The 23,623-nt window shown below is 70.5% G+C and carries 19 protein-coding genes and 2 pseudogenes; 17 read left to right on the top strand and 4 right to left on the bottom strand.

All coding sequences use genetic code 11. The annotated features are described in order from the left end of the window. Positions 1–87: 87 nt before the first annotated feature. A complete protein-coding gene (locus A8W25_RS12690) occupies positions 88–957 on the top strand; it encodes a glycoside hydrolase domain-containing protein (RefSeq protein WP_067159914.1) in 870 nt (289 codons plus the stop codon). A 33-nt stretch (positions 958–990) separates the two neighbouring features. On the opposite strand, the gene A8W25_RS12685 is transcribed toward A8W25_RS12690, so the two are convergent. Further along, the gene (locus A8W25_RS12685) at positions 991–2,163 is read right to left on the bottom strand and encodes a hypothetical protein (protein WP_067159911.1); all 1,173 of its coding nucleotides are present in this window, start codon (positions 2,161–2,163) and stop codon (positions 991–993) included. A gap of 292 nt (positions 2,164–2,455) precedes the next feature. On the opposite strand from A8W25_RS12685, the gene A8W25_RS12680 reads away from it, so the two are divergent. From A8W25_RS12680 to A8W25_RS12625, 12 genes and pseudogenes are all read left to right on the top strand, one after another. Next, a complete protein-coding gene (locus A8W25_RS12680) occupies positions 2,456–3,445 on the top strand; it encodes a glycosyltransferase family 2 protein (RefSeq protein WP_067159908.1) in 990 nt (329 codons plus the stop codon). Then, entirely contained in the window at positions 3,442–3,876 is a 435-nt protein-coding gene (locus A8W25_RS12675; protein ID WP_067159903.1) for a GtrA family protein, read from the top strand. Before A8W25_RS12680 ends, A8W25_RS12675 begins: the two co-directional genes overlap by 4 nt. Before the next feature lie 61 nt (positions 3,877–3,937). Further along, positions 3,938–4,597: a SurA N-terminal domain-containing protein gene (locus tag A8W25_RS12670; protein ID WP_067159900.1), complete on the top strand. Its 660-nt coding sequence runs from the start codon at positions 3,938–3,940 to the stop codon at positions 4,595–4,597. A 299-nt stretch (positions 4,598–4,896) separates the two neighbouring features. Next, a complete protein-coding gene (gene eno / locus A8W25_RS12665; protein WP_107470690.1) occupies positions 4,897–6,177 on the top strand; it encodes a phosphopyruvate hydratase in 1,281 nt (426 codons plus the stop codon). Positions 6,178–6,296: 119 nt separating this feature from the next. Continuing rightward, a complete protein-coding gene (locus A8W25_RS12660) occupies positions 6,297–6,773 on the top strand; it encodes an FtsB family cell division protein (protein WP_067159893.1) in 477 nt (158 codons plus the stop codon). A 56-nt stretch (positions 6,774–6,829) separates the two neighbouring features. Then, positions 6,830–7,366, top strand: a complete 537-nt coding sequence (locus A8W25_RS12655) for a DUF501 domain-containing protein (RefSeq protein ID WP_067159890.1) — start codon at positions 6,830–6,832, stop codon at positions 7,364–7,366. After that, positions 7,363–8,307, top strand: coding sequence for a Ppx/GppA phosphatase family protein (locus A8W25_RS12650; RefSeq protein ID WP_067159887.1), 945 nt, complete (start codon positions 7,363–7,365; stop codon positions 8,305–8,307). Before A8W25_RS12655 ends, A8W25_RS12650 begins: the two co-directional genes overlap by 4 nt. A 401-nt stretch (positions 8,308–8,708) precedes the next feature. Beyond that, positions 8,709–9,086, top strand: coding sequence for a hypothetical protein (locus tag A8W25_RS12645; protein ID WP_158942491.1), 378 nt, complete (start codon positions 8,709–8,711; stop codon positions 9,084–9,086). Then, positions 9,083–10,738, top strand: a complete 1,656-nt coding sequence (locus tag A8W25_RS12640) for a recombinase family protein (RefSeq protein WP_067159881.1) — start codon at positions 9,083–9,085, stop codon at positions 10,736–10,738. The genes A8W25_RS12645 and A8W25_RS12640 overlap by 4 nt, the downstream gene beginning before the upstream one ends. Positions 10,739–11,118: 380 nt before the next feature. After that, a complete protein-coding gene (locus tag A8W25_RS12635) occupies positions 11,119–12,498 on the top strand; it encodes an NAD(P)/FAD-dependent oxidoreductase (RefSeq protein ID WP_067159878.1) in 1,380 nt (459 codons plus the stop codon). 203 nt (positions 12,499–12,701) lie between these two features. Then, positions 12,702–13,945, top strand: a pseudogene (locus A8W25_RS12630) (class I SAM-dependent methyltransferase). Positions 13,946–14,044: 99 nt separating this feature from the next. Continuing rightward, entirely contained in the window at positions 14,045–15,313 is a 1,269-nt protein-coding gene (locus A8W25_RS12625; protein WP_067159875.1) for a phospholipase D-like domain-containing protein, read from the top strand. A 67-nt stretch (positions 15,314–15,380) separates the two neighbouring features. Here the strand turns inward: A8W25_RS12625 and A8W25_RS12620 are convergent, their stop codons facing one another. Further along, positions 15,381–17,915 carry an ABC transporter permease gene (locus A8W25_RS12620; RefSeq protein WP_067161145.1) on the bottom strand — a complete coding sequence of 845 codons (2,535 nt, stop codon included), beginning with the start codon at positions 17,913–17,915 and terminating at the stop codon, positions 15,381–15,383. 356 nt (positions 17,916–18,271) lie between these two features. On the opposite strand from A8W25_RS12620, the gene A8W25_RS12615 reads away from it, so the two are divergent. From A8W25_RS12615 to A8W25_RS12605, 3 genes are all read left to right on the top strand, one after another. Then, positions 18,272–19,660 carry a cystathionine beta-synthase gene (locus tag A8W25_RS12615; RefSeq protein WP_067159872.1) on the top strand — a complete coding sequence of 463 codons (1,389 nt, stop codon included), beginning with the start codon at positions 18,272–18,274 and terminating at the stop codon, positions 19,658–19,660. Between the two features lie 199 nt (positions 19,661–19,859). Further along, positions 19,860–21,080: an acetyl-CoA C-acetyltransferase gene (locus A8W25_RS12610; protein ID WP_067159868.1), complete on the top strand. Its 1,221-nt coding sequence runs from the start codon at positions 19,860–19,862 to the stop codon at positions 21,078–21,080. Between the two features lie 290 nt (positions 21,081–21,370). After that, positions 21,371–22,162 (top strand): hypothetical protein, encoded by a 792-nt coding sequence (locus A8W25_RS12605; RefSeq protein ID WP_199831750.1) that lies wholly within the window; start codon positions 21,371–21,373, stop codon positions 22,160–22,162. A gap of 19 nt (positions 22,163–22,181) precedes the next feature. On the opposite strand, the gene A8W25_RS35435 is transcribed toward A8W25_RS12605, so the two are convergent. Beyond that, positions 22,182–22,307 (bottom strand): hypothetical protein, encoded by a 126-nt coding sequence (locus A8W25_RS35435; RefSeq protein WP_267890374.1) that lies wholly within the window; start codon positions 22,305–22,307, stop codon positions 22,182–22,184. Between the two features lie 110 nt (positions 22,308–22,417). Between A8W25_RS35435 and A8W25_RS12600 the strand changes: the two are divergent. Continuing rightward, positions 22,418–22,876, top strand: a pseudogene (locus tag A8W25_RS12600) (SGNH/GDSL hydrolase family protein); the annotation flags it as partial. 305 nt (positions 22,877–23,181) lie between these two features. Here the strand turns inward: A8W25_RS12600 and A8W25_RS12595 are convergent. Beyond that, complete coding sequence (locus tag A8W25_RS12595) at positions 23,182–23,598, bottom strand: hypothetical protein (protein ID WP_067161140.1); 417 nt, start codon at positions 23,596–23,598, stop codon at positions 23,182–23,184. Between the last annotated feature and the right edge of the window lie 25 nt (positions 23,599–23,623).

Below are 23,623 nucleotides of genomic sequence, written 5' to 3'. Positions count from 1 at the left end.
TGAGAGGGGAGGAGGGCACACGCCCTCCTCCCCTTCTTTCGTGTTCTTTCGTGATCAGTTTCTTTCGCGACCAGTTGAGGAATCGATGTGGCTCGTCACCGCCTGACCAAGAAGCACCGCACCATAGCCATGGCCCTCGGCGGCGCAGTCCTCCTCGTCGGCGGTGCCCTCACCGCCCAGGCCGCCTCCTCCGGGGGCGGGGCCCCGGCCGCCGGTGCCATGCCCGCGCGGCCCGTCTCGCTCTCCAAGCCCGCCACCTTCACCGGCCGCGCCTTCGACACCTGCACCGCCCCCACCCTCGCCCAGATGAAGGCGTGGAAGACCGCCTCGCCGTACGGCGGCGCCGCCGTGTACATCGGGGGCAAGAACCGCGGGTGCGCCCAGCCCCAGCTCACCCGTGACTGGGTGAAGGCCGTCAGCGCGGTCGGGTGGAAGCTCATCCCCCTGTACGTGGGCGCGCAGCCGCCCTGCAAGTCCGGCAGCGACCCGGAGCGGATGACGGCCGCCACCGCCGCCTCCCTGGGGGCCACGGACGGCGCCGACGCCGGCGCCAAGGCGGGCGCGCTCGGGATGCGCCCGGGCAGCCCGGTCCACCTCGACATGGAGGGGTTCGACACCGCGAACACCTCCTGCAAGGACACCGTGCTCACCTACACCCGCGCCTGGAACAAGGCCCTGCACGCCAAGGGCTACCGCACCGGCTACTACGGCTTCGCCTCCTCCAGCGCCGCCGTCGTCGCGGCCGTCTCGCCGGGCACCGACATGCCGGACGCGATCTGGTACGCCGCGTACGACGACACCGCGTCGACCACCACCAACTACCCGTTCGGGACCAAGTGGTCGGGCCACCGCCGGGGCCACCAGTACGCCATCAACAAGAAGGAGACGTACGGCGGCGTCACCCTCACGGTCGACCGGGACGCCTGGGACGCCCCGGTCGCCGTCGTGGCGAAGTAGCCGGACCGAAGCAGCGGGACACGCGGCGGCGGGTCAGGGGAGCTCCGGCGCCCCGGCCCGCCGTTTGCGTACCGCCAGCAGCCCGCCCGTACCGATCAGCCCCACCAGCCCGGCCACTCCCGCCGCCGCACCCGCCTTCAGGCCCGGCGGGCGGAAGTCGCAGGAGACGGTGGAGGGGGAGCCCGAAGCCTTCAACTCCGCCGACACCAGGCCCAGATACGACCCCGCCGGCTTGGACGCGCCCCCGTTCACCGCGCAGCTCCACCCGGCGATGCGCGGCATCGCGAACACCGCCGTCCCGCTCGCCCCGGCGGGCAGCACCGCCCGTACACCGCTGTCGGTGACGTGCACGTCCGTCGCCCCCGTCGTACGCAGCCGCTCCACCGCCGCCGTCAGCGCGCCCCGGTCCAGACAGCCCAGCTGGGCCTTCTGGTAGGCGGGGCGCAGCACCACGGCGGACGACGGGCCGGACGAGACGCCCAGCGGCGCCAGGGCCGCACGGCGCTTCGGGGCGCCGCCCCGGAACTCCACCCACTTCCCGGCCGTCCCGAGCCGCGCCCACCCCGTGTACTCCGGCGCCCACAGGAACGCCTCCTGCCCGGCCGCACACCCCTCGGCGACCGTACGCGGCAGGGTGTACACCCGCGCCCCGAGCAGCGACTCCTGGTTCCGGAACGGCGACTTCACGTACGTCGGCGCCCTCTCCCCGCCCCGCACCGTCACCAGCGGCGGCACCGGGGCGCGGGTGACCGTCGTGGCCCCGCCCTTGTCCGCGCGCATCCGCGCCCCGACCGCGAACACCGCGTCCGTGACCGGGTTGTCCAGGCTCTGGAGGGACCGGCCGCGCGAGGTCCAGCCGCCGCCGAGCGCGGTCATCGTCTTCGTCAGGACGTCGGGCGTCAGACTGCTGTAGTACGACGCGCCCTCGCCGCCGACGAGCAGCGGGTCGTTGCCCGTGAGCTGGCGCCGGCCCGGATCCGTGCGGTACGCGGGCCAGCCGTCCGCCCCGGCCACCGCCTCCTCGCGCGCGTCGTGCGCCCCGCCCCACGCCGGGTAGCTGTCGAGCCGGTGCAGCCGCTCCCGGTCGCCGTAGGCCACCGTCACCGCCGCCTGCGCGGTCTGCGCCCCGGCCAGCAGGGCCACCGCGAGCAGCACCACACCCCGCCGCCCACCGGAGCGCGCGGCGGCGAAGAGCCCGCCGAGCACGGCCGCGAGCCCGCCGAGGAAGAGGGGGTAGGACCAGGGCGAGACCAGCTGGGCCCGGCGGCCACGGCCGGGGCGGCGGGGGGAAGCTGGACGGCTTCGAGAGTCGGCATGGGGATCCTCTGCTGTTCGCTGCCGTCGAATATGCCGGACCGTTGCACGTAAATCAGCGGCCCGGGGGTTCAGTTCACTTGATTGACGCCCGGTCGTCATTCGGTGAATCCGCCCCGGACGTCTGGCCCGGCTGTTCTTCGTTGACTGCCACAGCCGTACTCCGTATCGACGGGGGAGAACCGTGCTCATCTCGATTGTCGTGCCCTGCTTCAACGAAGAGGAGATCATCGGCCGTTTCCATGATCAGGTGACCAAGGAAATCTCCCGGCTCGACGCGGAATTCGAACTCCTCTATGTCGACGACGGCAGCAAGGACCGTACGTTCCCGCTGCTCCAGGAGATCGCGGCCCGTGATCCGCGCGCCCGCTACGTCTCCTTCAGCCGGAACTTCGGCAAGGAGGCGGCGATGCTCGCGGGGCTGCGGCACGCCGCCGGGGACGCCGTGGTGATCATGGACGCCGACCTCCAGCACCCGCCGGAGCTGATCGGCCGGATGATGGAGCTGCACGCCCAGGGCCACGACCAGGTGATCGCCCAGCGCACCCGCAAGGGCGACCGCGTCACCCGCACCCTCACCGCGCGCCTGTACTACCGCCTGATCAACCGCCTGGTCGATGTGGAACTGGTCGACGGCGTGGGAGACTTCCGCATGCTCTCGCGCAGGACGGTCGACGCGGTACTCGAACTCACCGAGTACAACCGCTTCTCCAAGGGGCTCTTCGCCTGGGTCGGATTCCCCACCGCCACGTTCGGTTACGAGAATGCGGTCCGGGAACAGGGACGTTCCGCCTGGACGTTCGGAAAGCTGCTGAACTACGGCATGGACGGGGTCATCTCGTTCAACAACAAGCCGCTGCGGGCCGCCGTCTATCTGGGCATGCTGCTGCTCGGGATCGCCACGGCGTATTCCGCGTGGATCGTCGGTGTCGCGATGGTGAACGGCGTGGACACTCCCGGATATGTGACGCTGCTCGTCGTGGTGACCGCGCTCGCCGGAGTGCAGATGGTGATGGTGGGCGTGGTCGGCGAATACGTCGGCCGGATCTATTACGAGGTCAAGCGCCGTCCGCACTTCCTGGTGCAGTCGACGAATGTGCAGACCGCCGAGGTGGCGCCCGCCGACGGACGGATGCCGCGCCAGCACCCCGACCGGGAGTTCGCCCGCCGATGAAACCGGGAACCGCCGCCCAGATAGTCCGGTTCGCCCTGGTGGGGGTGGTCAACACCGGTACGTACTACGGCCTGTATCTGCTCTTCCTGCCGTGGGTGCCGTATGTGGTCGCCCATGTCACGGCCTTCCTGCTGGCCATGGTGGGCTCCTTCTTCCTCACCTCGTACTTCACCTACCGCACCCGGCCCACCTGGCGGAAGTTCCTGCTCTTCCCGCTCACCAACGCGGCCAACTTCGTGATCACCACGGCCGGGATGTACGTCCTGGTGGACCTGCTGGGGTTCAGCAGCACCTGGGCCCCGCTGGTCGCCGCGGCGGCGGCGATTCCGGTCACCTTCGTCCTCTCCCGGACGATCATGTTGCGGCCCGAGACTCCCGAGGCGGCCGAATCGTTGAGCGAATCAGTGGCCCACGCCACTGAGACTGCCTAACATCGATCACCGCAAGGTCATCAGGTCGCTGCACTGTCGCACGATCCGCCGGGAGGCTCCTTTGCACCGCCGCCGTCGCACCGCACTCGCCCTCTCTGTCGCGCTCCTCGGCGCGGGCCCACTCCTGACCGCCTGCGGCAGCGAGGCCCACCCGGGCGCCGCCGCCGTCGTGGGAGGCGACCGGATCCCGGTCTCCGCGCTCCAGGCCCAGGTCAAGGACGTCCGTACGGCGCAGCAGGCCTCGCCGCAGTCCGCCCAGCTGATCAAGAACACCGGCCAGCTGAGCCGCGCCAAGCTGCACGGGCTGATCTTCGACAAGGTCCTCGACCGGGCCGCCGCCGACGCCGGGGTGAGCGTGAGCCGCAAGGAGCTCCAGGACGCCCGGGCCGCGATGGCCCAGCAGTCGGGCGGCGAGCAGGCGTTCGCGGCCATGCTCCTCCAGCAGCGCGGGGTCGCCCCCGGCCAGATCGACGACGCGGTGCGCGAGCAGGTGCAGCTGACCCGGCTGGCCGCCGCGACCGGCGCCGACCTGTCCACGCCCACCGGCCAGGCCGCCGTCACCAGGACGCTGACGGAGGCGTCGAAGAAGCTGAAGATCGACGTCAATCCGCGGTACGGCACCTGGGACGACAAGGCGATCCAGCTCGCCGACGCCAAGACGCCGTGGATCGCCCAGGTGACCAAGAACGCGCCGGAACAGGACGGTCCCGTCACCGGCTGACGGGCCGGGGCGGGCGCGGGGAGCGGTCGGGGTAGGTTCGGCCCGCGAGGCCCGCGGAGATCCACTTAGCTGAAAGCTGAACCGGGGCCGCGGGGCCGACCCCGCGAAAAGACTCCCGCCCCGGCGCGCCTCCCCCGTCACGCCGGGGCGGGGCTTTGTTTTGTTCGGGAACATTTTGCCCCCCGTTTCGTCCCACGGGCCGGTCGGTCGGCTGGTGGATGCCCCGGAGCCGGTTAGGCTCAGGGGTGCCGGACCACGCGGCCCGGCGTTTTCGCGTCACATCCCAGAAGGAGATGCTCGTGCCGTCCATCGACGTCGTCGTAGCCCGGGAAATCCTGGACTCCCGAGGCAACCCCACGGTCGAGGTCGAGGTCGGCCTCGACGACGGCAGCACCGGCCGTGCCGCCGTCCCCTCGGGTGCCTCCACCGGTGCCTTCGAGGCCATCGAACTGCGTGACGGCGACCCCAGCCGCTACCAGGGCAAGGGTGTCGAGAAGGCCGTCCTCGCCGTGATCGAGCAGATCGGCCCGGAGCTCGTCGGCTACGACGCCACCGAGCAGCGCCTGATCGACCAGGCGATGTTCGACCTGGACGCCACGGACAACAAGGGCTCGCTGGGCGCCAACGCCATCCTCGGCGTCTCGCTCGCCGTCGCCCACGCCGCCTCCGAGGCCAGCGACCTGCCGCTGTTCCGCTACCTGGGCGGCCCGAACGCGCACCTGCTGCCCGTTCCGATGATGAACATCCTCAACGGTGGGTCGCACGCCGACTCCAACGTCGACATCCAGGAGTTCATGATCGCCCCGATCGGCGCGGAGTCCTTCTCCGAGGCGCTGCGCTGGGGCACCGAGGTCTACCACACCCTCAAGGCCGTCCTGAAGCGCAAGGGCCTGTCCACCGGCCTCGGCGACGAGGGCGGCTTCGCCCCGAACCTGGACTCCAACCGCGCCGCCCTGGACCTGATCCTGGAGGCCATCAAGGAGGCCGGCTACGCCCCGGGCAAGGATGTCGCGCTCGCCCTGGACGTCGCCGCGTCCGAGTTCTACAAGGACGGCAAGTACGAGTTCGAGGGCCAGTCCCGCTCGGCCGCCGAGATGACCGAGTACTACGCGGAGCTCGTCGCCGCGTACCCGCTGGTCTCCATCGAGGACCCGCTCTTCGAGGACGACTGGGCCGGCTGGAACACCATCACCGCCAAGCTCGGCGACCAGGTCCAGCTCGTCGGTGACGACCTGTTCGTGACCAACCCCGAGCGCCTCGCCCGGGGCATCGAGGAGAAGTCGGCCAACGCCCTGCTCGTGAAGGTGAACCAGATCGGTTCGCTGACCGAGACGCTGGACGCCGTCGAGCTCGCCCAGCGCAGCGGCTTCAAGTGCATGATGTCGCACCGCTCCGGCGAGACCGAGGACGTCACCATCGCCGACCTGGCCGTCGCCACCAACTGCGGCCAGATCAAGACCGGCGCCCCGGCCCGCTCCGAGCGCGTCGCCAAGTACAACCAGCTGCTGCGCATCGAGGAGATCCTCGACGACGCCGCGGTGTACGCGGGCCGCAGCGCGTTCCCGCGCTTCAAGGGCTGAGAAGTCCCGACCCGGGCCAGTCCTGACACGGGCTGACCGCCCTGTCGTACGTACGTCCCCGGCCGCGGTCCCGTACCGTGTCCGGGGACGTTGTACGTACGTGAGGGGAGCGGGGCGACATGGCCAAGGGCAACCGGGACCGGTTCTCCACCGCGGCCCGGCTCAAGGTGCTCGGCGAGCAGACCGCGGCCCGGGTCTACCGCTCCCAGACCAAGCGCCAGGCACGCCGCTCCCGGCTCACCGGGCGGGCCGCGCTGCTCGCCCTGGTGATGTGCTCGCTGGTGGTGGCCCTCGCGTACCCGATGCGCCAGTACGTGTCGCAGCGCGGCGACATCGCCGAGCAGCGCCGCAAGGAGCACGACGCGGCCGCGCAGGTCGAGCGGCTGCGCGACGAGAAGGCTCGGCTCCAGGACGACGCGTACATCAAGCGGCTGGCCCGTGAGCACCTGCACATGCAGTTTCCGGGCGAGACCGGCTACACCGTGACCGACCCGTCGGCCGGCAAGGGCCGCCACGACGGCAAGGCCGCCACCGGCCGCCCCTGGCACCAGAACCTCTGGGACGGCGTGGACAAGGCCGACCGGCCCGGCGACTGACGACGTGAACCGCCAGCGACAGATCCAGACAGACAGAGACTGAGACAGACACCGCGATGGAAACGCCCCCGCCCCAGACTCCCCACACCGAGCCGACCGACGCGGACATCGCCGCCTTCCAGGAGCAGCTGGGCCGCCCGCCGCGCGGGCTGCGCGCGATCGCGCACCGCTGCCCGTGCGGCAACCCGGACGTGGTCGAGACGGCCCCCCGGCTGCCCGACGGCACGCCGTTCCCGACGACGTACTACCTGAGCTGCCCGCGGGCCGCGTCGGCGATCGGCACCCTTGAGGCCAACGGCGTCATGAAGGAGATGACGGAGCGGCTGGCGACCGACCCCGAGCTGGCCGCCGCCTACCGCGCCGCCCACGAGGACTACATCGCCCGCCGCGATGCCATCGAGGTCCTGGAGGGCTTCCCGAGCGCGGGCGGCATGCCGGACCGGGTGAAGTGCCTGCACGTGCTGGTCGGCCACTCGCTGGCGGCCGGGCCCGGGGTGAACCCGCTGGGCGACGAGGCGATCGCGATGCTGCCCGAGTGGTGGGCGAAGGGCCCGTGCGTCACCCCCTGCGTGCCCGGGGAGGGCGAGAAGTGACCCGGGTCGCCGCCATCGACTGCGGGACGAACTCGATCCGCCTCCTCGTCGCCGACGCGGACCCGGCGACCGGCGAACTCGTCGACCTGGACCGCCGGATGACGATCGTGCGCCTGGGCCAGGGCGTGGACCGCACCGGCCGCCTCGCCCCCGAGGCCCTGGAGCGCACCTTCGCGGCCTGCCGCGAGTACGCGGCGGTCATCAAGGAGTTCGGCGCCGAGCGCCTGCGCTTCGTCGCCACCTCCGCCTCCCGCGACGCCGAGAACCGCGACGACTTCGTCCGGGGCGTCCTGGACATCCTGGGCGTCGAGCCCGAGGTGATCACCGGCGACCAGGAGGCCGAGTTCTCCTTCACCGGCGCCACCAGGGAGCTGCACGCCGACGGCGACTACCTCGTCGTCGACATCGGCGGCGGCTCCACCGAGTTCGTGGTCGGCTCCCGCCATGTGCGCGCGGCCCGTTCCGTGGACGTGGGCTGTGTGCGGATGACCGAGCGCCACCACCCCGGCGACCCGGCCACGCCCGAGCAGATCGCGGCGATAAGGGCGGACGTCGAGGCGGCCCTCGACCTCGCCGAGCGGACCGTGCCGCTGCGCGAGCCGCGCACGCTGGTGGGCCTGGCCGGTTCGGTGACCACGGTCGCCGCCGTCGCGCTCGGTCTGTCCGCGTACGACTCGGCGGCGATCCACCACTCCCGTATCTCCTATGAAGAGGTCAAGCGGGTCACCGAGCGCCTGCTCGCCTCCACCCACGAGGAGCGCACGGCGATCCCGGTGCTGCACCCCGGCCGTATCGACGTGATCGCCGCGGGCGCGCTCGTCCTGCTGGCCGTCATGGAGCGCACAGGCGCGTCGGAGGTCGTGGTCAGCGAGCACGACATCCTCGATGGCATTGCCTACAAAGTGGCAGAAGAGGCCGAGGAGGAGAAAGACAAGGTCTGACCTGCGGTAACGCATCTGCCATGGATGTGACGCGGCCCCGGTACCTCGTTCGGAGGAACCGGGGCCGCGCTCTGTGGAGGGCCGCGGCGCCTTCCACCAGGGGCCGACAGCTTCTCCTGTCGGGGTGTACTGGCCCTGCTCGCCAAGGCTCTCCACCTGCCGCTAGGCGAAGTCCTCGTAAGAGCCGGAATCCTTGACGAATCCGAACTCCAAGCCGTCCGCCACCCCGCCCCAGCAGGCCCCCGCATCACCCCAGAGGAAGCGGCGGCCGAGCTAGGCATTCAAGACGAACAGGCACGACGCCTCTTCGTCTCCATGACCCAAACCCTCCAACGAAACCAAGGCGACAACGTCGCCGAGCACTAGACACCCCGGAGGACCCACCAGTGTTCAACCGCACCATGTCCCGTACCGCAATGCCCCTGCTCGCCCTCGGCGTCTTCGTCGGAGCCGCAGGCGTGCACCCCAAGTTCAACAACGGAGACATGGTCGTGGTGGGAATCCTCATGACCGCGGCGGCCATGCCCGCCGTATTCGCGCAGCTGCTCAGACGCTCCCAGCAGGCCACCGACGAACAGCTCGCCACCGCCCACACCCAGGGGTACCAACTCGCCCTCGGCCACGTTGCCCGCGGTCTGCTCGACCAGCCGACCGCGCCGCACCCAACGAGCTACCCGACCAGCACCACCGCAGACCGCGCCGGCCTCGGCGCCCTGCCGAGCAACGTCCGCCGTCTGCACCCCACCCAACAGGAGAACCAAGAACGGACCGCCCTGTGACAGCCATCCTTCCGGCGACCTTCCTGCCCGGGGCATCGCTCGACGATGAACCCTGGATCGCCTACATCCGCGTATCCACATGGAGAGAGGAGAAGATCAGCCCCGAGATCCAGCGCGCAGCCATCAAGGAATGGGCCCGCCGCAACCGCAAGCGCATCGTCAAGTGGATACCTGACCTTGACGTGTCCGGCCGGACGTTCAAACGCAAGATCATGGGCGCCATCGAGATGATCGAGAACGGCAAGGCCCGCGGCATCGTCGTATGGCGCTACTCGCGCTTCGGACGCGACCGCGTCGGCAACGCCGTCAACCTCGCCCGCGTCGAGAACGTCGGCGGCATGCTCATCTCAGCAACCGAACCCGTCGACGCAGCAACAGCCATCGGCCGCTTCCAACGCGGCATGATGCTGGAGTTCGCAGCCTTCGAGAGCGACCGCACCGGCGAACAGTGGAAAGAAGTCCACGCGCACCGCCTCGGCCTGCTCCTACCGTCCGGCGGACGCCCCCGATTCGGGTACATCTGGCACCGGCGCCGCATCCCCGACGCCACCGCGCCGGATGGATGGCGCCTGCAACAAGAGTGGTACGAGCCAGACGTACCGACCGAGGCAGGGCCCGCCCTCGCCGACGCCTACCTCGAACACGTCAACATGGGCACCGGGTTCAAGACCCTCGCCGAAGGGCTCACCGAGCAAGGGTTCGTAACCACCCGCGGCAAGCGATGGACCGACACCTCTCTGTTGCGGTACATGGACAGCGGCTTCCCCGCCGGGCTCCTACAGGTCCGGGACAACTGCATGTGCCCCAAGAACAAGAAGTCGTCGTGCCGTCACTGGCGACGCTTCCAAGGCGCACAGGAACCCCTGATCTCAGAGGAGGCATGGGAGGCATACGGAGAACGCCGCAAGACGGTAGCCAGCCGTCCGCCCCGGGCACGACACGCCACCTATGAACACACCAGCCTCACTAAGTGCATCCGGTGCCGAGGCGCCATGACCGCACACCCCAAGGACAGCGGCGACGCCTATTGGCGCTGCGTCCGCCGCGACCACGGCGGAGACTGCGAGGGTGTAACCGCCACTGACAGCGACCTCAAGAAGATCGTTCGCGAGTTCATGGAAGAGGTGGCCGAGGGCATCGACTGCGCCCCCGTCATCCCCATCAACGCACCGCGCCGGCCCGTCGGCCCCGACCCCGCAGCAGAGAAGGCCCGACTGACGGCCGAGCACGCCAAGTGGAGTGCCGCGCTCACTCGTCTTATTACGGACTACGCCGTCAACCCGGATCGCTACCCCGATGCCGAGTACGACAAGGCTCGTAAAGACATGGAGGGGAAGCGCGACGCCGCCCTCGAAGGACTCGCGAAGTTCGAGGAGACAGAGAAGAAGGAGGAGACCCCCAAGTTTGAGGACCTTCGCCCCCTCGTGGTGGGCGTCCTCCCGGAGTGGGAGACGTTCACCGTCCAGCACCGCAACACGATCTTGCACAAGATCATTCGACACATCCTCGTGTCTCCCCGCCCCTCCCGGTTCGAGACGGCCGCTAGGGTCGTTCCGGTGTGGGCGCCGGTTGAGGAAGCGGCCCACGGAGCCGCCGAGGCGAGTGTCAGTTCAGAGGACATGTTCGACGGAATCGCCTGGTCGATCGCGTGAAAGGGGCCCCGGGGGCCCCTTGAAGGGGCCTTGGGGCCACCCTCCGCGAGAAAGTTCGTGAAGTTCTTCACAAGGAAAACCCGCCGGTTGGCCTCGATTCGGGGCCGTAGGCCTCTCTTCTGCAGGCCCAGAGGCTCAACAGGGCGCGATCCAAGGGGTCGACCGTGTGTTACGGACGTGTTTCCTGGCCCAGTGGTCTAGCCCGCTCGGCGGTGTGAGGGCCAGTTCAGGAGGGGTGAACAACGTTCTCCCCTACACCGTGGTTCCCTCCGTCCGCCATGACCTCGGTCACGTGGGCCGCGAAGTGTAGCAGAGGCCCCGTCGGACCTTGTGAAGGGGCGCACGAGCGAGGGTCCACAGGGGGGTGGATACTCGATGGCATGAGCACCACGGAGCGTCCCCGAATCCTCGTCGTAGGCGGTGGGTACGTAGGCCTGTACGCGGCACGGCGCATTCTCAAGAAGATGCGCTACGCCGAGGCGACTGTCACGGTCGTCGACCCGCGGTCGTACATGACGTACCAGCCCTTCCTCCCCGAAGCCGCCGCAGGCAGCATCTCCCCGCGCCACGTCGTCGTCCCGCTGCGACGCGTCGTGCGCGGAGCCGAGGTGCTCACCGGCCGTGTCACCAGCATCGACCAGGACCGCAAGGTCGCCACGGTCGCGCCGCTCGTCGGCGAGGCCTACGAGCTGCCCTTCGACTACCTGGTCGTCGCCCTCGGCGCGGTCTCGCGCACCTTCCCGATCCCCGGCCTCGCCGAGCAGGGCATCGGTATGAAGGGCGTCGAGGAGGCCATCGGGCTGCGCAACCACGTCCTGGAGCAGCTGGACAAGGCCGACTCCACGACCGACGAGGACGTCCGCCGCAAGGCGCTGACCTTCGTCTTCGTGGGTGGTGGCTTCGCCGGCGCCGAGACGATCGGCGAGGTCGAGGACATGGCCCGCGACGCGGCCAAGTACTACACCAACGTGAAGCGCGAGGACATGCGCTTCATCCTGGTCGACGCCGCCGACAAGATCCTCCCCGAGGTCGGGCCGCAGCTCGGCAAGTGGGGCAAGGAGCACCTTGAGGGCCGCGGTGTCGAGATCTACCTCTCGACCTCCATGGACTCCTGCGTCGACGGCCACGTGGTGCTGAAGAACGGCCTTGAGGTCGACTCCAACACCATCGTGTGGACCGCGGGCGTCAAGCCCAACCCGGCGCTGGCCCGCTTCGGCCTGCCGCTCGGCCCGCGCGGCCACGTCGACACCGCCCCGACCCTCCAGGTCCAGGGCACCGACTACATCTGGGCCGCGGGCGACAACGCCCAGGTCCCGGACCTCGCCGCCCGCAAGGCCGGTGTGGAGAACGCCTGGTGCCCGCCGAACGCCCAGCACGCGCTGCGCCAGGCCAAGGTCCTCGGCGACAACGTGGTCTCCGGTATGCGGGGCTTCCCGCAGAAGGAGTACGCCCACGCCAACAAGGGCGCGGTGGCGGGCCTCGGCCTCCACAAGGGCGTCGCGATGATCGTCATGGGCAAGATGAAGATCAAGCTCAAGGGCCGTCTCGCCTGGTACATGCACCGTGGCTACCACGGTCTGGCCGTGCCCACCTGGAACCGCAAGATCCGCGTCTTCGCCGACTGGACCCTCGCGATGTTCCTGAAGCGCGAGGTCGTCTCGCTCGGCGCCATGGAGACTCCGCGCGAGGAGTTCTACGAGGCCGCCAAGCCCGCTCCGGCCCCGGCCGCGAAGGTCGAGGAGAAGGCCAAGGCCTCCTAGCCTCGGCCCACCCCACAGCACAGCCCGAAGGGGCCGTCCGCCATCCGTGGTGCGGACGGCCCCTTCGGCGTGCGCGCCCCGGCGCCGTCACCTTCGCGCCGCCGATGTACGCCCGTGGCGCTGTAGCGGGAAGGCGGGTGATCCGGGCAGTGTTGTCCGGGGTGCTGGGCATGTGGGGGGCCGACTTCACGGAGGTGTGCGCCATGGCCGACGCCGCGACGCGGCTGACCGCTCTCGCCGGCAGGCTCCTGGGCGAGGACCTTCCGGTCCGCATCCGCGCCTGGGACGGCAGCGAGGCGGGCCCGCCGGGCGCCCCCGTGGTCGTGCTGCGCCACCGCCGCGCACTGCGCCGGCTGCTGTGGAAGCCGGGCGAACTGGGCCTGGCGCGCGCCTGGGTGGCCGGCGAGCTCGACATCGAGGGCGACCTCTATCTGGCCCTGGACCTGATGACCGGGATGGCCTGGGAGCGCCACCCCGCCGACGACGCCGACGCCGCCGCCGTCCACCCCGTACGCGACCCGAGGCTGCGGGCCGGCGCCCGGGAGCTGCTGCGGCTCGACGCCGCGACAAGCAGGCCGTCAGCCACCACTACGACGTGGGCAACGCCTTCTACGCGCTGGTGCTCGGCCCCTCGATGGTCTACTCGTGCGCCTACTGGGAGCGCCCCGACGCCACCCTGGAGGAGGCCCAGCGCGACAAGCTGGAGCTGATCTGCCGCAAGCTGGGTCTCAAGGAGGGCGACCGGCTGCTCGACGTCGGCTGCGGCTGGGGCTCGATGGCGCTGCACGCGGCACGCCACCACGGCGCCCGGGTCGTCGGCATCACGCTCAGCGCCGAACAGGCCGCCCACGCCCGCAAGCGGGTCGCCGAGGAGGGCCTGGCCGACCGCGTCGAGATCCGGGTGCAGGACTACCGGGACGTGCGGGACGGTCCGTACGACGCGATCTCCTCGATCGGGATGGCCGAGCACGTCGGCGCGGTGCGCTACCGGGAGTACGCGGACGACCTGTACGCCCTGCTGACGGACGGCGGGCGTCTCCTCAACCACCAGATCGCGCGCCGCCCCGAGGGGGACGAAGCCGCGTACCACGTGGACGAGTTCATCGACGCGTACGTCTTCCCCGACGGGGAGCTGGCCCCGTTGGGGCGGACCCTGGCGACGCTGGAGGACGCCGGGTTCGAGGCGCGTGACGTGGAGGCCATCCGCGAGCACTACGCGCTGACCCTGCGCCGCTGGGTGGGCAATCTGGAGGCGGACTGGGAGCGGGCGGCGCGGCTCGCCGGCCCCGGCCGGGCCCGGGTCTGGCGGCTCTACATGGCCGCCTGTGCGCTGTCCTTCGAGCGCAACCGGATCGGCGTCAACCAGATCCTGGCGGTGAAGGTGCCCGGGAGCGGCGCCTCGGGGATGCCGCTGCGGGCGCGCAGCTGGGGGAGCCCGGACCGGTAACGGCCGGGGGGCGTTGATACCTTCGACCAATCGGGCGGAACCACGTCGTCCGATTTGTCATGTACGCGCTATTCGTAGCCCTATGCACTGGAGGCCGGTGTGCACCGCCACCGCAGAACCTGGCTCCTCGGCCTGGCCGTTGCCGTGATGTCCGTCTTCGCCGGGCCGGGGGCGGCCTCGGCCGACACCGTCGCGGTCACCAACGGGGCGATCTTCAACGACCCGTCCGGCACCACCGCCGACCAGGACCGGATCCGCGACTACGTCGTCTCGCTGGTGAACGACGCCCCCGCGGGCAGCACCGTCCAGATGTCGATGTACACCTTCACCGACGACGTCCTGCGCACCGCGCTGATCGCCGCGAAGGACCGCGGCGTCGCCGTGAAGCTCGTGGTCGACTACAAGTCGCACAACTTCAAGCCCGACGGCAGCGAGCTGACCAAGGGCGGCGAGTACGAGAACCTGGCCGCGGCGCTCGGCACCGACCGCACCAAGCCGTCCTGGATCCTGTCCTGTCCGCAGGGCCGCGCCTGCATCGCCAACCGGAAGCTCAACTCCGGTGACGACGGCTCGATCAACCACAACAAGTTCTTCCTCTTCTCCCACACGGGAGGCGCGGACAACGTCGTGGTGCAGACCTCGGCCAACATGTCGGGCACCCAGCGCACCGACCTCTTCAACAACGCCGTCACCCTGGTCGACGCCGGTCTCTACGCCAACTACCAGGCGTACTTCAACGACCAGGTGACGAACGGCTCCTCGGGCACCAGCGACAACAGCTACTACTCGACGCCGATCAGCGCGACCAACCCGAACTACAAGACGTACTTCTTCCCCCGCAAGGAGACGTCCGGCACCACCTACTCGACGGACCCGGCCACCGACACGGTCAAGCTGATCCTCGACAAGGTCACCTGCTCCTCCACCCAGCACTCCGAGGTGCGGATGGCGGCCAACCTCTTCTACCGCGACCAGATCGCCACCAAGCTCGCCGCGATGGTCGACGCGGGCTGCAAGGTCTACCTGGCGGCCGACGCCAACCCCGACGGCGGCGGCTCGGGCGTCCCCTCGATGGGCAAGACCGTCGAGTCGATCCTGTACGGGCAGCTCACCCAGCGCGTGGAGTGCTTCGAGACCCCGCCCGCCGGGCACTCGGTCAACATCGGCATCCACTCCAAGTACCTGCTGGTGAACGGCACGTATGAGGGCGTCGCCAACGAGAAGGTCGTCTGGACCGGCAGCCACAACTACTCGTGGCAGGCGCTGCGCTCCAACGACGAGACCATCCTCAAGATCAACGATGACGCCGTCTACGACCAGTTCAAGGCCAACCACGACCAGCTGATGTCGTACTGCGCCGGCAGCTGAGACACGCACACGACGAAGGGCCCGGGACGGCACACGCCGTCCCGGGCCCTTCGCCCTTTTCCCGCCGCTACTCCGTCTTGATCGCCGTCAGCATGTTCAGCCGGGCGGCGCTGCGGGCCGGCCAGAGGGCGGCCAGGACGCCCACCAGGCCCGCCAGGAGCAGGAAGAGCCCGATCCGGTCCCATGGGATGACCAGCGCGTACGCCGGGATCGACCCCTTGATGGTCTGGCCGATGGCCCAGGCCAGGAAGGTGCCGAGGCCCACGCCGATCACCGCGCCGAAGACCGAGATCACGACGGCCTCCAGGCGGATCATGCGCTTGACCTTGCCGCGGTCCAGGCCGATCGCCCGCAGCATCCCGATCTCCTGCTGGCGCTCGAAGACCGACATGGCCAGCGTGTTGATCACACCCAGGACCGCGATGAGCAGCGCCATCGCGAGCAGCCCGTACATGATGTTGAGCAGCGTGTTGATCATGCCGCCGAACTCGTCGCGGATGTCCTGCTGGTCCATGAAGCTGATCGCCGGGTTGTCGCCCAGGGCGTTCACCAGCGCCTGCTCATTGGCCTTGGTGGCCCCGCCGGCCATCTTCACGAAGACCGTCTCGATGTGCGGCCTGGTCTCGTGCGGGTCGAGGACCGAGGTCGAGGCGAGCATCGACTCCAGGAACTCCTGCTTCTTGTAGACCGCGCCCACCACGAGCTTCGTCTTCTTCTTGTCGTCGAACTCGACCGGCAGCGAGCTGCCCGGCTTCCAGCCGTGCTTCGCGGCGAGCTCGTCGTCGATGGCGAGCTGCCCCTTGCCGAGGGTGGCGAGCGAGCCCGAGACCGTGTCGAGGCGCAGCACCTTCTCGACGTCGCCCGGCGTCACACCGGTGACCGAGTGGAAGTCGCCGTCGGCCTTCAGATACGAGTTCTGCTTGGGCGAGACGGCGGTGACACCGGGTGCCTTGCGCAGCTCGGGCACGACCGACTTGTCCAGGGCGTCGCGGCTGGCCATCGCGACCATGTAGTCGGCCTTGATGTTGTCGGTGGTCGTCTTGTCGATCGCCTTGCCGACCGTGACACCGAGCACCGAGAGACCGGTGACCAGGGTGAGGCCGATGGCGAGCGCGGAGGCGGTGGCGCCGGTGCGGCGCGGGTTGCGCACCGCGTTCTGGCTGGCCAGCTTGCCGGAGACGCCGAACATCTTGGCCAGCGCCGGGCGGACGAGCGCGATGACCGGGCGGGAGAGCAGCGGGATCAGGACGATGATGCCGACCAGCGCCAGGAACGCGCCCAGGCCGATCATCGTCTTGCCGTCCTTGCCCGCCGCCGCGCCCGAGAGGACCGCGCCGGCGCCGAGCAGCGTGATGATCGCGCCGATCGTGTTCCGTACCACCAGGGACTTGGTGGTGGCGGCCGCGTGCACGCTGTTCATCGCCGCCACCGGCGGGATCTTCGCGGCGCGCCAGGCGGGCAGCAGCGCGGCGATCAGGGTCACCAGGACGCCGACCGCGAGCGCGGCGATCACCGGGGTGGCCGAGACGATCAGCGCGCCGCCCGGGATCTTCATGCCGAACCCCGACATCGCGGAGCGCAGCCCGGCCGCCAGGCCGATGCCCAGGCCGAAGCCGATCGCGGACGCGGTGACCCCGACCACCAGCGCCTCGGTGAGCACCGAGCGCCGCACCTGGGAGCGCGAGGCGCCGACCGCGCGCATCAGGGCCAGCTCCTTGGTGCGCTGGGCGACCAGCATGGTGAAGGTGTTGGAGATCAGGAAGACACCGACGAAGAGCGCGATGGCGGCGAAGGCGAGCAGCGTCTGGTTGAGCGCGCTCAGCCCCTTCTCGATGTCGTCGGCCTCCTGGACGGCGAGCGCCTGGCCGGTCTTGGCCGTGGCGTGCTCGGGGATCAGCGGGGTGACCTCGTCGAGGATCTTCCGCGCGTCGGCGCCGGGGGTGGCGGAGACGTTGACGTTCTTGAAGAAGCCCGGCTTGAGGTAGAGCTGCTGGGCGACCTTGGTGTCGAACAGGACGAGGCTGCCGCCCGCGTTGACCGAGCCGTCCTCGGTGGTGAACACACCGGAGAGGGTGTACGTCTTCACCGGCCCGTTGGTGGCCACCCGCACCGGGTCGCCGACCTTGTACCCGCCCTTGGACGCGGTGTCCTCGTCGAGCGCGATCTGGCCGTCCTTCACCGGGCCGGAGCCGTCGGTGAAGTCGTATGCTGGATCCTTGCCGTCCCGGCCGTCCTTGCCCGGAGAGTAGTTGCCGCCCTTGTTGGCCCAGCCCTGGCCGATCAGCTTGCCGTGGCGGTCGGCCACACCGGCGAACCCGTCGACGCGTCCGTTGACGGAGGCGACCCCGTCCAGGGCCTCGATCTTGCGGACGGTCTGCTTGCTGACGCCGGGGTCCTGCTTGTCGTCGCCGCTCCCGTACGAGGTGACGGCGACGGCCACGTTGTCGTAGCTCTTGGCCGACTGGTTCTTGAAGGCGCTCTTGAGGGTGTCGGTGAAGACCAGGGTGCCGGAGACGAAGGCCACGCCGAGCATCACGGCGAGCACGGTCATCAGCAGCCTGGCCTTGTGCGCGAGCACGTTGCGCAGGGCGGTTTTGAACATGGGGCTTTTCTCAGTCCTGGGGTGGGAGCCGGGCGGCGGTGGAAGGGACGGGCTGACCGACCGCTTGGCCAGCGCCGCCTCCGCGAGCAGCACGCCGACGGCGGCCGTGGCGAGCAGCCCGATCCCGCCCCCGCCGAACGCCGCGCCCGCCGCGATCCGGCGCGCCACCCTCGCCCTCGAACCGGCCGACACCCCGGCCGACACGATCGACACACTCCCAGCCACCGCCACCTCCTTGGAGCCGTACATCAGCTACCTGCCCGGTGACGGGTGTCGCTCAATCCCGCCGTGAGGTGAACGGGCGCTCGCTCTGCGCATACGCTGGCGGCACCATCACGGAGACCCCGGAGACAACGGTGCAATTCCACGACTCGATGATCAGCCTCGTCGGCAATACCCCGCTGGTGAAGCTCAACAGTGTGACCGCGGGCATCCAGGCGACCGTCCTGGCCAAGGTCGAGTACTTCAACCCGGGCGGCTCGGTCAAGGACCGGATCGCCGTGCGCATGATCGAAGCGGCGGAGCAGAGCGGTGCGCTCAAGCCGGGCGGCACGATCGTGGAGCCCACCTCGGGCAACACGGGTGTCGGTCTCGCGATCGTGGCCCAGCAGAAGGGCTACAAGTGCATCTTCGTCTGCCCGGACAAGGTGTCGCTCGACAAGATCAACGTCCTGCGGGCCTACGGGGCCGAGGTCGTCGTCTGCCCGACGGCGGTCGACCCTGAGCACCCGGACTCGTACTACAACGTCTCGGACCGCCTGGTGCGCGAGACGCCCGGCGCCTGGAAGCCGGACCAGTACAGCAACCCGAACAACCCCCGCTCGCACTACGAGACCACCGGTCCCGAGCTCTGGGAGCAGACGGACGGGAAGATCACGCACTTCGTGGCGGGCGTCGGCACCGGCGGCACGATCTCCGGCACCGGCAAGTACCTCAAGGAGGTCTCCGGCGGGGCCGTGCGGGTGGTCGGCGCGGACCCCGAGGGCTCGGTCTACAGCGGCGGCTCCGGCCGTCCGTACCTGGTCGAGGGCGTGGGCGAGGACTTCTGGCCCACCGCGTACGACCGTGAGGTCACGGACGAGATCGTCGCAGTCTCGGACAAGGACTCGTTCCAGATGACGCGCCGCCTCGCCAAGGAGGAGGGCCTCCTGGTGGGCGGCTCCTGCGGCATGGCGGTCGTGGCGGCGCTGCGGGTGGCCGAGGGCCTGGGCCCGGACGACGTGGTCGTCGTCCTGCTCCCGGACTCCGGCCGCGGCTACCTCTCCAAGATCTTCTCCGACGAGTGGATGGCCGGGCACGGCTTCCTGGAGGAGGCGGGCCCCTCGGCCCGTATCGGCGACGTCCTCGCCGACAAGGAGGGCGCGATGCCGTCGCTCGTCCACATGCACCCGGAGGAGACGGTCGGGGAGGCGATCGAGGTGCTGCGCGAGTACGGCGTCTCGCAGATGCCGATCGTCAAGCCGGGCGCGGGCCACCCCGACGTGATGGCCGCGGAGGTCATCGGCTCGGTCGTCGAGAAGGAGCTCCTGGCGGCCCTGTTCGCCCAGCGCGCGTCGCTCACGGACCCGCTGGAGAAGCACATGAGCGCGCCCCTGCCGCAGGTCGGCTCCGGCGAGCCGGTCGGCGAACTGATGTCGGTCCTGGGCGAGGCGGACGCCGCGATCGTCCTGGTCGAGGGCAAGCCCACGGGCGTGGTCAGCCGCCAGGACCTCCTGGCGTTCCTGGCGAAGAACGCGGCGAAGTAGTTCGCGTGGGGGGCGCCGCACCTTCGGGGTGCGGCGCCCCTTTTTACGTGGGCGGCCCCCGGCCCCCGGCCCCCGGGCGGGGCGGGGGCTGAGCGGGCGCTTAGAAAAGAGGTCCGCATCACACGCGTCCCCCGATGACCAATTCCGTACGTACGGGTAACTTCCCAGAGAGCCCGCCCGCTTAGCCCCTGGAGCCGTGATGCCCGAAGCCGTGATCGTCTCGACCGCTCGTTCCCCCATCGGCCGCGCCTTCAAGGGCTCGCTGAAGGATCTGCGCCCGGACGACCTCACCGCCACGATCATTCAGGCCGCGCTCGCCAAGATCCCCGAGCTCGACCCGCGCGACATCGACGACCTGATGCTCGGCTGCGGCCTCCCCGGCGGCGAGCAGGGCCACAACCTCGGCCGCATCGTGGCCGTGCAGATGGGCATGGACCACCTGCCGGGCTGCACCATCACCCGGTACTGCTCCTCCTCGCTCCAGACCTCCCGCATGGCGCTGCACGCCATCAAGGCGGGCGAGGGCGACGTCTTCATCTCGGCCGGTGTCGAGATGGTGTCGCGGTCCGTCAAGGGCAGCTCCGACGGGATGCCCGACACCCACAACCCGCTCTTCGCCGACGCCGAGGCCCGTACCGCCGCCGTCGCGGAGTCCGCCGGCGCCTCCTGGCACGACCCGCGCGAGGACGGCCTGATCCCCGACGCGTACATCTCGATGGGCCAGACCGCCGAGAACCTGGCGCGCGCCAAGGGCGTCACCCGCGCGGACATGGACGAGTTCGGCGTACGGTCGCAGAACCTCGCCGAGGAAGCCATCAAGAACGGCTTCTGGGAGCGGGAGATCACCCCGGTCACCACCCCCGACGGCACGGTCGTCAGCAAGGACGACGGCCCGCGCGCCGGCGTCACCGTGGAGGGCGTCCAGGGCCTCAAGCCCGTCTTCCGCCCCGACGGCCTGGTCACCGCCGGCAACTGCTGCCCGCTCAACGACGGCGCCGCGGCCCTCGTCATCATGAGCGACACCAAGGCCCGGGAGCTCGGTCTGACGCCGCTCGCCCGGATCGTCTCCACCGGTGTCACGGGCCTCTCGCCCGAGATCATGGGCCTCGGCCCGGTCGAGGCCTCGAAGCAGGCCCTCAAGCGCGCCGGCCTCACCGTCGGCGACATCGACCTCTTCGAGATCAACGAGGCCTTCGCCGCCCAGGTGATCCCCTCGTACCGCGACCTGGAGATCCCGCTCGACAAGCTGAACGTCAACGGCGGCGCCATCGCGGTCGGCCACCCCTTCGGCATGACGGGCGCCCGCATCACCGGCACGCTCATCAACTCCCTCCAGTTCCACGACAAGCAGTTCGGTCTGGAGACGATGTGCGTGGGCGGCGGCCAGGGCATGGCCATGGTCATCGAGCGCCTGAGCTGACGAGGCCCTACGCTGCGGCGGGGGGCATCGGCGGTGCCCGCGGGGGTGACACCTCTCAGCGCCGCCCCGACCCCGCCGCGTCCGGTTCGTGACCGAATCTCCCCCAGGATGTGACGTACGTCCCGGGGGAGAGGTATTCCCGCAGGTCACAAGGGTCACGGGGTTAAACCCCAGGCACAAAGACCTGTCCAATTCGTGACGTAATGCACTGACAACGGGAGCGGGTACCCGACAAGCTGATGTAGGAAGTCGGGGAATCGTTTGAATCCGGGAGTAAGTCAGTGAGCGCCATGCCTCTTGCCCTGCTGCTGACCACGGCCGCTGCCACGGCCGTGGGCGCCGCCGCCCTGCACGCCGCCCACGGGCTGCGCAGGCAGGTCGTGGCGCTGCGCGCCGACCTCGCGGCCACGAACGCCGGCCGGTCCGCCACCGTGCCCCACCAGGCGCGCGGCGGGGAGACCCCCGTCGCCGAGATACGCGCGGCCGTCGCCGAGGCGCTCGCCGAGGAGCGGGAGCGCGAGCTCGCCGAGGCGCGGGCCTTCTGGGCCGCGCAGGAGGCGCGGGACGCGGCGGACGCCCCGTCGCTCCTGGGCGGCCTCACGGGCCTCGGGGAGGACGCCTCGCTGTTCCTCCCCCGGCAGGCCGACTTCGTCGGTCTGGAGGGCGTGGAGCTGGGCGCGGAGCCGTACGAGGAGTTCCCCGAGGACTCCCCGGAGCTGGCCGCGGCCCGCCGCCGCCACCCCTCGCACCCCGACTTCGTCCCCGCGCAGACGTCGGTCGTGGCCGACCACGAGTCCACGGTCTCGCGCCTGGAGCAGCTCGCCGAGGCCCGTACCGCGCTCTCGGACGTGCGCCCCGGCCCGCTCGGCACCCTCGACGTCTACGTCTTCGCCGACGGCACCACGCTGTGCATGACCCCCGGCCACCGCGAGACCTCCGAGCGCCTCGCCGAGGCCCTGCGCGAGGGCGACACCCCGGTGCTGCTCGGCGGCTCGGGCATCTCCGGGGCGTACGCGCTGACGTTCTCGTGCGGCGAGGAGAGCGTGTACATCCTGGCCGACCGGGTCATCGCGTCGCTGTAGGCGTACACGGGACGGGCCGTCAGGCGCCGAGCGCGCCCGGGACGGCCGGTGACGCCTTCAGCGCGGCGACTTCCGCGACGCGCGGCGAGAGCAGGTGTCGGAGTCCCTGGTCGCCGGTGAGGGCGTCCGCTTCCGGGTCCGCCACGAGGAGACGGCCCCCCGCCGGGGCGGGGCTGGGGCCTGTCCGGCGGATCTTGCCTGGGACGCGGGGGTCCGGGACCGCGGGCGGCCAGATCCGCCGGACAGACCCTAGGCCTCGGCTCGGTCGAGCCGGTCTACCAGCCGCTGCGCTGGCTGGCCCGGCGGGTCTCGCGCCAGCTCGCGGCCGCGCAGACGATCGTGGTGGTCGAGCAGGGCGGGCGGACGGTCTCGCTCGGCCATCTGCTCGGCCCCGAGTTCGAGGCGAACCCGCGCGAGCTGTTCGGCCCGGACAACTACCACCCCTCGGCCGAGGGGTACGCGACGGCCGCGATGGCCGTCCTGCCCACGCTCTGCGCCTCGCTCGGGCTGTGGCCGGACGCCGACCGGCTGGACGCGGACCGCGACGAGGACATCCTGCCGGTGGCCAAGGCGGCGGCCGAGGCGGCCGCGGAGCCCGGCACCGAGGTCAGCGGGGCCCGTGCGCCCTGGGCACTGCTCAAGCACCGCCGCCGTCGGCGGCTGACCGCGACCGAGCCGTCCACCGCGCACCCGGCGCATCCGGCCCACCCCTGAGTCCCGTACGCGCCAAGGCAGTCGGCGGACGGTGTGTTGGACGCGGAACCGGTACGAGCGCGACATGTTCGCGCAGCACGCGCTTAACACGAGTGCGGCACAGTGGTGTTCGTCGGTCGGGGGAACCCGGCCGGCACCACCAGCGGCGTCAAGGACCTCCGGAGCGGCTCCCGGACCTCTCGGCGCCCAGGACGCGGCGACCGGCCCTGACCCGGGACCGTGTCCCGCGCGGGGACCGCCGTCGTCCCGCCCCCCGGGCGACCGGGGGTGCGGCGGTCCCCGCGCTCATCTTCTCCAGCCGTTCCTCAGTCGCCGTCGCCCTCGCCCCGGTGGCGGCGCGGCCACGGCCACGGACGGGCGGCGTGCACGGCGTTCACGCCGAAGATGCCCAGCCAGGTGACGAAGAGGCCGCTCAGTCCCGCGTTGACGGCGCCGATCGCGGACAGCGGGATGGCGAGGACCAGCGAGATCATGCCGAACCCGAAGCGCTCGGCGAAGCCCATGTCGGGGCTCTGGCCGGACGGGCGGCCGCCGCGGGCCACCACCATCTGCTGCTCGGCGAGCTGGCGCCGCACCCGGCGGTCGATCGCCGGGTCGAGGCGCTGCTCCACCTTTTCCAGGAACGAGTCGACGAGCGCGGGCTCGTACTCCTCCCCGAGCTCCCTGCGGGCGTGCAGGGTGGCGTCGAGTTCTTTTCTCAGGTCGGCGTCGCGGGCTTCCATGCTTCCCCACGGTACGGAGCGGACG

Source organism: Streptomyces sp. ERV7 (genome assembly GCF_001653515.1).
In the GTDB taxonomy this organism is placed as follows: Bacteria; Actinomycetota; Actinomycetes; order Streptomycetales; family Streptomycetaceae; genus Streptomyces.
Note: the sequence above shows the minus strand (reverse complement) of the source record. Positions and strands in the feature narration are given on the sequence as shown.